Source organism: Streptomyces sp. sk2.1 (assembly GCF_008120935.1).
In the GTDB taxonomy this organism is placed as follows: domain Bacteria; phylum Actinomycetota; class Actinomycetes; order Streptomycetales; family Streptomycetaceae; genus Streptomyces.
The window spans coordinates 188,637-197,812 of record NZ_RDBO01000071.1 but is presented as its reverse complement, the minus strand read 5'-3'; the positions used below and the strand labels follow the sequence as shown (position 1 = coordinate 197,812).

General features: G+C 73.5%; 9 protein-coding genes and 1 pseudogene. 8 read left to right on the top strand and 2 right to left on the bottom strand.

Annotated features, from left to right (window positions below; all coding sequences use genetic code 11):
• Positions 1-180: 180 nt before the first annotated feature.
• Entirely contained in the window at positions 181-612 is a 432-nt protein-coding gene (locus tag EAO76_RS25680; protein WP_187438797.1) for a hypothetical protein, read from the top strand.
• A complete protein-coding gene (locus tag EAO76_RS25675) occupies positions 609-2,159 on the top strand; it encodes a DUF5719 family protein (RefSeq protein WP_148838277.1) in 1,551 nt (516 codons plus the stop codon). Before EAO76_RS25680 ends, EAO76_RS25675 begins: the two co-directional genes overlap by 4 nt.
• A gap of 96 nt (positions 2,160-2,255) precedes the next feature.
• Here EAO76_RS25675 and EAO76_RS25670 read toward each other — a convergent pair whose 3' ends face one another.
• Positions 2,256-2,702 carry a metallopeptidase family protein gene (locus EAO76_RS25670; RefSeq protein WP_148838371.1) on the bottom strand — a complete coding sequence of 149 codons (447 nt, stop codon included), beginning with the start codon at positions 2,700-2,702 and terminating at the stop codon, positions 2,256-2,258.
• A 322-nt stretch (positions 2,703-3,024) separates the two neighbouring features.
• Here EAO76_RS25670 and EAO76_RS25665 point away from each other — a divergent pair, with 322 nt between their 5' ends.
• From EAO76_RS25665 to EAO76_RS25640, 6 genes are all read left to right on the top strand, one after another.
• Positions 3,025-3,402, top strand: coding sequence for a DUF3499 domain-containing protein (locus EAO76_RS25665; RefSeq protein WP_187438796.1), 378 nt, complete (start codon positions 3,025-3,027; stop codon positions 3,400-3,402).
• Positions 3,403-3,648: 246 nt separating this feature from the next.
• Positions 3,649-5,031, top strand: coding sequence for a phosphomannomutase/phosphoglucomutase (locus EAO76_RS25660; RefSeq protein ID WP_148838276.1), 1,383 nt, complete (start codon positions 3,649-3,651; stop codon positions 5,029-5,031).
• A 114-nt stretch (positions 5,032-5,145) separates the two neighbouring features.
• Complete coding sequence (locus tag EAO76_RS25655) at positions 5,146-5,328, top strand: Trm112 family protein (protein ID WP_148838275.1); 183 nt, start codon at positions 5,146-5,148, stop codon at positions 5,326-5,328.
• A gap of 120 nt (positions 5,329-5,448) precedes the next feature.
• Positions 5,449-6,585, top strand: a complete 1,137-nt coding sequence (locus tag EAO76_RS25650) for an SIS domain-containing protein (protein WP_148838274.1) — start codon at positions 5,449-5,451, stop codon at positions 6,583-6,585.
• 128 nt (positions 6,586-6,713) lie between these two features.
• Positions 6,714-7,895, top strand: coding sequence for a mannose-6-phosphate isomerase, class I (gene manA, locus EAO76_RS25645; protein WP_148838273.1), 1,182 nt, complete (start codon positions 6,714-6,716; stop codon positions 7,893-7,895).
• An 87-nt stretch (positions 7,896-7,982) separates the two neighbouring features.
• On the top strand, positions 7,983-8,969 hold the full coding sequence (locus EAO76_RS25640; protein WP_148838272.1) for a cation diffusion facilitator family transporter: 987 nt from the start codon (positions 7,983-7,985) through the stop codon (positions 8,967-8,969).
• A gap of 7 nt (positions 8,970-8,976) precedes the next feature.
• Here the strand turns inward: EAO76_RS25640 and EAO76_RS46635 are convergent.
• Positions 8,977-9,176 (bottom strand): annotated as a pseudogene (locus EAO76_RS46635) (cation transporter); the annotation flags it as partial.

Genomic DNA, 9,176 nt, shown 5'->3' with positions numbered 1-9,176 from the left:
GCGCGTGCGGCGCCTGTCCGGGGGCGGCGTCCGGGTCCGGCCCGGCCTCCGCCTCCGCCTGGGCGGCCGCGCGCAGCCTGCGGGCCCGGCGCCCCTCGCCCGTGACCGGTTCCACGGGGGCCGCCACGGCCTCCTCGGGCAGGTCGTCGTCGATCTCACGGCGACGGTCGGTACGCGGCGGTGCCGCAGCAGCAGTACGGCGAATGGGACGGGCAGCAGTACCAGGACACCGGCTACCAGCAGTACCCGGGCAACGGGTACGACGAGGGCCAGTACCCGAACGACCAGTACCCGACCGGTCAGTACCAGGAGGGCCAGTACCAGGAGGGCCAGTACCAGGACGGCGGATACGGCACGCAGGGCACGCACCAGGAGCCCGCCCCCGCCGACCCGTACGGGCAGAACTCCTACGACCCGTACGGCTACGCCCAGCAGCAACAGCAACAGCAGCAGTACGACCCGCAGACCGGCACGTACGCGTCCCCGGCGCACTACGACCAGGTCGGCGGTGGCCACCCGGCCCCGTACACCCCGCAGAACCCCGACGAGAACCCCGCCCCGGGCCAGAACCCGTGGCCGACCGGCAACGCATCGCGAGGCGAGTCCGAGTGAAGTCCACCAGCAGCCTGTCCCTCATCGCGGGCACCGTCGCCCTCGCCGCCGTCACCGGATTCGCCGTGCTCACCGTGCCCGGCGACGGGGACACCGCCAAGGCGGCGACCGCCGCGCGACTGCCGGTGGAACGGTCCACCCTGCTCTGCCCGGCCCCCGGACTCTCGGAGCTCTCGGAGACCACCTACACCTCCTTCACCCCGGCGGGCGACGGCGCGGGCGAGGCCGGCGCGGCCGAGCTGGTGCCGACCGCGCCGTCCGAGATCACGGACGGCGACGGCGAGGACAAGGGCGACGAGAAGGACGACAAGGACGGGAAGAAGAAGGACGACAAGAAGGCGGACGCCGGGAAGCCGGTCGTCGCCCTCAAGGAGCCCGGCAAACCGGCCGTCGCCGAGGAGTCCGGCGCCGACACCCCGGCCCTGGTCGGCACCGCCACCGGCCGCCTGGCCCCCGGCTGGACCGCCCAGCAGACCACCATGGTCGAGGCGGGCGAGGGACGCGGCCTGCTCGGCGTCAGCTGCACCGTCCCCGACACGGACTTCTGGTTCCCGGCCGCGAGCACCGCGAAGTCCCGCCAGGACTACGTCCACCTGACCAACCCGGACGACACCGCGGCCGTGGCCGACATCGAGCTCTACGGACCCAAGGGCTCCCTCAAGTCCGAGGTCGGCGAGGGCATCACGGTGCCCGCCCGGTCCAGCGTCCCGGTGCTCATCTCCACGCTCACCAGCGAGGCCGTCGACGACGTGACCGTCCACGTCACCACCCGCACCGGACGCGTCGGGGCCGCCGTCAGGGCCGCGGACGACAAGGCCGGCAGCGACTGGCTGGCCGCCTCCACCGCCCCGACGGGCACCCTGGTGATGCCCGGCATCCCCGACGACGCCACCTCGGTGCGCCTCGTGGCCTTCGCGCCCGGCGACGACGACGCCGACCTGAAGGTGAAACTGCTCGGCAAGACCGGTGCGATCACCCCGGCCGGGAACGACGGACTGCACGTCAAGTCGCAGATGACCGCGAGCATCGACCTGAAGGACCTCACCAAGGGCGAGCCCGGCTCCCTGCTGCTCACCCCGGAGAAGGACGGGAAGGCCACCCCGGTCGTCGCCGCGCTGCGCGTGGTCCGCGGCTCCGGCGACAAGCAGGAGGTCGCCTACATCCCGGCGACGGGCCCGGCGGGCGCACGGGCCACCGTCGCCGACAACCGCTCCGAGGGCTCGGTGCTCTCGCTGACCGCCCCGGGAGCCGCCGCCACGGTGAAGGTCACCGCATCGGTGGGCAGCGGGGGCGGCGAAAAGGTCGTCAAGAAGTACACGGTCAGGGGCAGCACGACGCTGGCGGTCGTCCCGCCCGTGCCGTCCGGCCTCAAGGGCGGCTACGCCCTGACGGTGGAGACGGAGTCGGGCGGCCCGGTCCACGCCGCGCGCACCCTCACCGTCACGCAGGGCGGCATCAAGATGTTCACCGTGCAGACCCTGCCGGACGACGGCGGAACGGTCGAGGTGCCCGAGGCCGTCCAGGACCTCTCGGTCCTGCGGGACTAGGGCCTTTCGTTCGGATCGGGCCGGATCGCCGGGTGGGAACGGTGGTGCGCGGGCGGGCCGGGAACGGCCGCCCACGCACCACCGTTCCCGTTTCCGCTACTCCTGCCCGTACCGCGGGTCCACGGACTCCGGCGAGAGCCCGAGCAGGTCCGCGACCTGCTCCACCACGACCTCGTGCACCAGCAGGGCGCGCTCGTCGCGGTTCTTGGTGCGGATCTCCACCGGCCGCCGGTAGATGACGATCTGCGCGGGCCGGCCCTTCTCGGCGGACACCGCGTGCCCCAGCGGAACGGTCTCCTCCTGGGTCCCCGGCACGTCGAGCACCATGAAGTCGACGTCCGCCAGCTGCGGCCAGCGCCGCTCCAGCCGCTCCACCGAGTCCTGCACGAGATCGCGGAAGTTCTCCGCCCTGCTGACCGAGAGCGGCACCTGGGGCGGGGCGACGGGCCCGCGCATGCCGCGGCCGTGCCGGTCCCGGCGGCGCGGACGCGGCTCGGACGGGGGAGACGGCGGGGACGGGTGGGGCGGTACAGGACTGTCCATCACGGACGCAGGGTAACGCTCCGGAGGGCGGACCGGCCGCCGCTCCCTGACGGGGCATCGGCATGTCCAATCCTGAACAATCCGGCCAACCGGGGGCTTGTTTCAGGCCCCGCTACTGATCGCCGGACTCCTGTCGAATGACAACTTTTATGCCGAATGGTGACCGGAACCATTGCCGGTACGGGGCGTTCCCGACCCCTCCCGCGCAGGTCAGAAAGGTCGCCCGGAAGGCGGTTGTGCCGGACGTCACAGCGCGACACGGAGGGGTGACCCGGGGGCGAGTCGTCGCAGCCCGCTCAAGAGTGCGGTACCGTCCAACATCGTGAGCCCTGTACGTCGCTGTTCGCGCACCGCGTGCGGCCGCCCTGCCGTCGCGACACTGACGTACGTCTATGCCGACTCGACTGCGGTCCTCGGCCCGCTCGCCACCTACGCCGAGCCCCACTGCTACGACCTCTGTGCCGAGCACAGCGAGCGGCTGACGGCACCGCGCGGCTGGGAAGTCGTCCGGCTCTCCGATCCCTCCGCGCCCTCCCGCCCCAGCGGCGACGACCTCGAAGCGCTCGCCAACGCCGTACGGGAAGCGGCCCGGCCGCACGACCGCGGGACCGACGACGGCCGGGGCGGTTCGCAGACGGCCGACCCGATGGAGGTCGCGCGCCGCGGCCACCTGCGGGTGCTGCGCTCCCCGGACTCCTGACCTCTGCCGGACTTCCGTAGTCCGTGGTCTCCAGTTCATCGGCCCCGGCCTCCGCCGGACTTCCGCCCGTCCGCCGGTCGCCGGCCCCGACGAAACCCTGACCTCCGCCGGTCTCCTGCTCCTCCGCCGGGCTCCCGGAACCCGCCGTCCGCCGGCTCCGCGCACGCGGCCGGAAGGCCCGGCGGTCCGCCCGGGGGGTTGCCGGGTAGTTTGGGCGGTCCGCAGGAATCTCAGGAGGACCGGCCCGTGGCTGCTGATCTGTCGCAGATCGTGAAGGCGTACGACGTGCGCGGAGTGGTGCCCGACCAGTGGGACGAATCGCTCGCCGAGCAGTTCGGGGCGGCCTTCGTCGAGGTGACGGACGCGGACGCGATCGTGGTCGGACACGACATGCGGCCCTCCTCGCCCGGCCTCTCGGGAGCCTTCGCACGCGGGGCCGCGGCACGCGGCGCGGACGTCACGCTGATCGGCCTCTGCTCGACCGACCAGCTCTACTTCGCCTCGGGCAGCCTGGGCCTCCCCGGCGCGATGTTCACCGCCTCGCACAACCCGGCGCAGTACAACGGCATCAAGCTCTGCCGGGCGGGCGCCGCACCCGTGGGCCAGGACACCGGCCTCTCGGAGATCCGCGCCCTCGTCGAGAAGTGGGCCGAGACCGGCGCCCCGCGGCCGGCCGGGACCCCCGGCACCGTCACCGGGCGCGAGACGCTCACCGACTACGCCGCCCACCTGCTGTCCCTGGTGGACCTCGGGTCGATCCGCCCGCTGAAGGTCGTCGTCGACGCGGGCAACGGGATGGGCGGCCACACCGTCCCCACCGTCTTCGCGGACCTGCCCGTCGACCTCGTACCGATGTACTTCGAACTCGACGGCACGTTCCCCAACCACGAGGCCAACCCCCTCGACCCGAAGAACCTCGTCGACCTCCGGGCCCGGGTCGTGGCCGAGGGCGCCGACCTCGGCCTCGCCTTCGACGGCGACGCCGACCGCTGCTTCGTCGTCGACGAGCGGGGCGAGGGCGTCTCCCCGTCCGCGATCACGGCCCTGGTGGCGGCCCGGGAACTCGCCCGCAACGGCGGCCGGGGCACCGTCATCCACAACCTGATCACGTCGCTCTCGGTCCCCGAGGTCGTCCGCGAGAACGGCGGCACCCCGGTCCGCACCCGCGTGGGCCACTCCTTCATCAAGGCGGAGATGGCCGAGCACGGCGCGATCTTCGGCGGCGAGCACTCCGCGCACTACTACTTCCGCGACTTCTGGAACGCCGACACGGGCATGCTCGCCGCGCTCCACGTGCTGGCCGCGCTGGGCGGGCAGCCGGGCCCCCTGTCGGAACTGGTCGCCCGGTACGACCGCTACGCCGGCTCCGGCGAGATCAACTCCACGGTCGCCGACCAGCGGGCCCGCACGGCAGCGGTCCGCGCGTCCTTCGCGGGCCGCGACGGGGTCACGACCGACGACCTGGACGGCCTGACCGTCACCGCACCCGACTGGTGGTTCAACCTCCGCGCCTCCAACACCGAACCCCTGCTCCGCCTGAACGTGGAGGCCCGCGACGAGCGGACGATGGCAGCGGTGCGGGACGAGGTGCTGGCCCTGGTCCGCTCCCCGAAGACCCCCGCCGTTTAGCGCCGATCCCTCCGGCGTACACCCCGGCTCCATCCACGCCCGTCCGCCCCGCGCGCCCCGCCCTCCGGCGGTAGGCTGACGTGGCCTGATCCGTTGCCTGAAGGGACCCGCCCCATGCCGCTCGAAGCCGGCCTCCTGGAGATCCTCGCCTGCCCGGCCTGCCACTCTCCGCTCGACGACCGGTCGGCATCCGACGCCCCCGAGCTGGTCTGCACCGGCGACGACTGCGGGCTGGCCTACCCGGTACGGGACGGCATCCCCGTCCTCCTCGTCGACGAGGCCCGCCGCCCCGCGTGAGCCGGAGCCCGGGCGCACGACCCCGCCCGCGCCCCGAGCGACCTGCGTCCGGGCGCACGACGCCGTCGCCCGCCGCCCCGCCCCGCACGGTGATCAGCATGTGATCGGAGGACCGTCCCCATGCTCGACGAGTCGCTGCTCGACGCCCCGGAGTCCCTGGCCCGAGCCGACCGCCGCGGCCTGCTCCGCGGCGCCGCCGAGGCCGGGGCCCGGGTCCGCACCGCCGCCCGGCACGCCACCGAGGCCGGGATCGCCGAACTGAACCCGGAGGGCCGCCCCCGCGCCGTACTGGTCGCGGGCTTCGGCACCGCCGCGTCCGGCGTCGCCGACCTCGTCACCGCCCTGGTCGGCGCGGCCGCACCCGTCACGGCCATCCGCCCCACCGGGGTGGCCCCCGCCGCGGGCGCGCTGCGCTGGACGCTGCCCGGCTGGGCCGGCCCCGTGGACCTGCTGCTCATCGTCACGGCCGACGGCGCCGAGCCGGGCCTCGCCCTCCTCGCCGAACAGGCGTACCGCCGGGGTTGCAGCGTCGTCGCGGTCGCCCCCCACCGGTCACCGCTGCGCGAGGCCGTCGACGGCGTGCGCGGCCTCCTCGTACCGATGGCCTCCGCCCCGCACGGCGAGTACGACGCCGAGACCTCGGCCGCCGGCCCCGGCACGCTCTGGGCGCTGTTCACCCCGCTGCTCGCGCTGCTGGACCGGGTCGGCCTGGTCACCGCCCCCGCCGACGCGCTGCAGGGCGTCGCGGACCGGCTGGACCGCACTGCGGAACGCTGCGGCCCGGCCATCGCCACGTACAGCAACCCGGCCAAGACCCTCGCCGCCGAACTCGCCGACAGCCTGCCCCTGATCTGGACCGAGGGCGACGCGGCCGGCCCGGTCGGCCGCAGGTTCGCCGCCGTCCTGGCCGAGCTGTCCGGGCGCCCCGCCCTCGCCGCGGAACTGCCCGAGGCGCTCCCCGCGCACGGCGGACTGCTGGCGGGCGCGTTCGCAGCGGGCGCCGACCCCGACGACTTCTTCCGCGACCGGGTCGACGAGCCGGAGCCGCTGCACGCCCGCGTCGTACTGCTCCGGGACCGTCCCGCGGGCGGCCTGAGCGCGGCTCCCGCCGCCCGCGAACTGGCACTCGGCCACGACACCGCGATCAGCGAACTCGAACCGGACGAGGGCACCGACCTCGAATCCCTCGCCGAACTGCTCGCGGTCACCGACTTCGCCGCCGTGTACCTGGCCCTCGCGTCGGAGGCCCGCGTCTGACCCGGCCCGCCCCCGCATCCCCGTACGGCGGCGGGCCCCGCGCCCGGTCCCGCGGCACCCGGGCACCCAGCAGCACACACCGCACCCCGATCCACCCGATCCACGCACCTCACAAGGACACGAATCCCATGGACCGGCTCTCCAACACCGTGCGCCCTTACGCCTGGGGCTCCACCACCGCCATACCCGAACTGCTCGGCGTCGCCCCCACCGGCGAACCCCAGGCCGAGATGTGGATGGGCGCCCACCCCGGCGCCCCCTCCCGCCTCACCCGGACCACCGGCACCGGGGAGGCCGGCCCCGAGCAGTCCCTCGCCGACGTCATCGCCGCCGACCCCGAGCGCGAACTGGGCCGGGCCGCCGTCGAGAAGTTCGGCCCCCGCCTGCCCTTCCTCCTCAAACTGCTCGCGGCGGGCGCCCCGCTCTCCCTCCAGGTCCACCCCGACCTCGAACAGGCCCGGAAGGGCTACGAGGACGAGGAGCGCCGGTCCGTCCCGATCGACGCCCCCCACCGCACCTACAAGGACGCCAACCACAAGCCCGAGCTGATCTGCGCGCTCACCCCCTTCACCGGCCTGTGCGGCTTCCGCGACCCCGCCGAGGCGGCCCGGACGATCGCGGCCCTCGGCGTCGACGAGCTCAAGCCGTACGTCGACCTCCTCGGCGCCCACCCCGAGGAGGCCGCCTTGCGCGAGGTCCTCACCGCGATCCTCGGCGCCGAGCCGGCGGAGATGGCCGAGACGGTGCACCGCGCGGCCGCCGCGGCCGAACGCCTCGGCGGCGCCCACGCCCCGTACGCCCGGCTCGCCCACCACTTCCCCGGCGACCCCGGTGTCATCGCGGCGATGCTGCTGAACCACGTGGAACTCAAGCCCGGCGAGGCCCTGTTCCTCGGCGCGGGCGTCCCGCACGCCTACCTCGACGGCCTCGGCGTCGAGATCATGGCCAACTCGGACAACGTGCTGCGCTGCGGCCTCACGCCCAAGCACATCGACGTACCCGAACTCCTGCGCGTCGTCCGCTTCGAGGCGGCCGACCCCGGCATCCTGCGCCCCGAGGCCGCACCGTCCGGCGAGGAACCGTACGAGACGCCCGTGGACGAGTTCCGGCTCTCCCGCTTCGACCTCTCGCCCGGCGCCGCCCCCGTGGACCTGACCCGCGACGCCCCGCAGATCCTGCTCTGCACCCAGGGCGCCACGAAGGCGGGCGCGCTGGACCTCGCCCCCGGCGACTCCGTCTTCGTACCCGCCGGGGAAGAGGTCGAAGTGTCCGGTACGGGAACCTTGTTCCGTGCCACAGTGGTGGTCTGACGCACCACCCGCACCGGCGACTGCAACAATGTCCGGCCGTACGGCGGCGCCAGGGCCGCAGCAGCGAAGAAGGGACACCAGGCACCCATGAGTGCGTCAGGCGGAACCAAGGCGATCGTGGCGGCACTCGGCGCCAATCTGGCCATCGCGGTGGCCAAATTCGTGGCGTTCCTGTTCAGTGGCTCGTCATCGATGCTCGCGGAGAGCGTCCACTCGGTCGCGGACTCGGGCAACCAGGGACTGCTGCTGCTCGGCGGCAAGAAGGCCCGGCGCGAGGCCACCCCCCAGCACCCCTTCGGCTACGGCCGCGAGCGGTACATCTACGCCTTCCTCGTCTCCATCGTGCTGTTCTCCGTCGGTGGCATGTTCGCCCTGTACGAGGGCTACGAGAAGATCAAGGACCCGCACGAGATCGAGGCCTGGTACTGGCCGGTCGGGGTGCTCGTCTTCGCGATCATCGCCGAGGGCTTCTCCTTCCGCACGGCCATCAAGGAGTCCAACGAGACCCGCGGATCGCTCTCCTGGAAGGAGTTCGTCCGCCGGGCCAAGGCCCCCGAGCTGCCCGTCGTCCTCCTGGAGGACCTCGGCGCGCTGGTCGGTCTGGTCCTCGCCCTCGGAGGCGTCGGCCTGTCCCTCGCGACCGGCGACGGTGTCTGGGACGGCATCGGCACCCTCTGCATCGGGGCCCTGCTGATCATCATCGCGATCGTGCTCGCCGCCGAGACGAAGTCGCTCCTGCTCGGTGAGGCCGCCGGTACCGACGAGGTCGAGAAGATCAAGAACGCGGTCGTCGACGGCGACACGGTCACCCGTGTCATCCACATGCGCACGCTCCACCTCGGCCCCGAGGAACTGCTCGTCGCGGCCAAGATCGCGGTGCAGCACGACGACACGGCCGTCGAGGTGGCCAACGCCATCAACGCCGCCGAGGCCCGTATCCGCGCCGCGGTCCCGATCGCCCGGGTCATCTACCTGGAGCCGGACATCTACAGCGAGGCCGCCGCCGCGGCCGGTACCAACCCCGCCAAGGCACCCGGCGGCGCCCCGGACACCCCGACGGAATCCGGCCACTGACCGAACCCGCCGCGACGAGCAGTTCCTCGGGGCCGAGGTGGAGCGTGCGCATGTGGATGACACGGGTGACCGTGTCGCCGTCGACGACCGCGTTCTTGATCTTCTCGACCTCGTCGGTACCGGCGGCCTCACCGAGCAGGAGCGACTTCGTCTCGGCGGCGAGCACGATCGCGATGATGATCAGCAGGGCCCCGATGCAGAGGGTGC

Coding starts and splice junctions, on each gene's coding strand:
- manA (WP_148838273.1), top strand. CDS start 6,714: ATGGACCGGCTCTCCAACACCGTGCGCCCTTACGCCTGGGGCTCCACC.
- EAO76_RS25670 (WP_148838371.1), bottom strand. CDS start 2,702: ATGGACAGTCCTGTACCGCCCCACCCGTCCCCGCCGTCTCCCCCGTCC.
- EAO76_RS25650 (WP_148838274.1), top strand. CDS start 5,449: ATGCTCGACGAGTCGCTGCTCGACGCCCCGGAGTCCCTGGCCCGAGCC.
- EAO76_RS25640 (WP_148838272.1), top strand. CDS start 7,983: ATGAGTGCGTCAGGCGGAACCAAGGCGATCGTGGCGGCACTCGGCGCC.
- EAO76_RS25655 (WP_148838275.1), top strand. CDS start 5,146: ATGCCGCTCGAAGCCGGCCTCCTGGAGATCCTCGCCTGCCCGGCCTGC.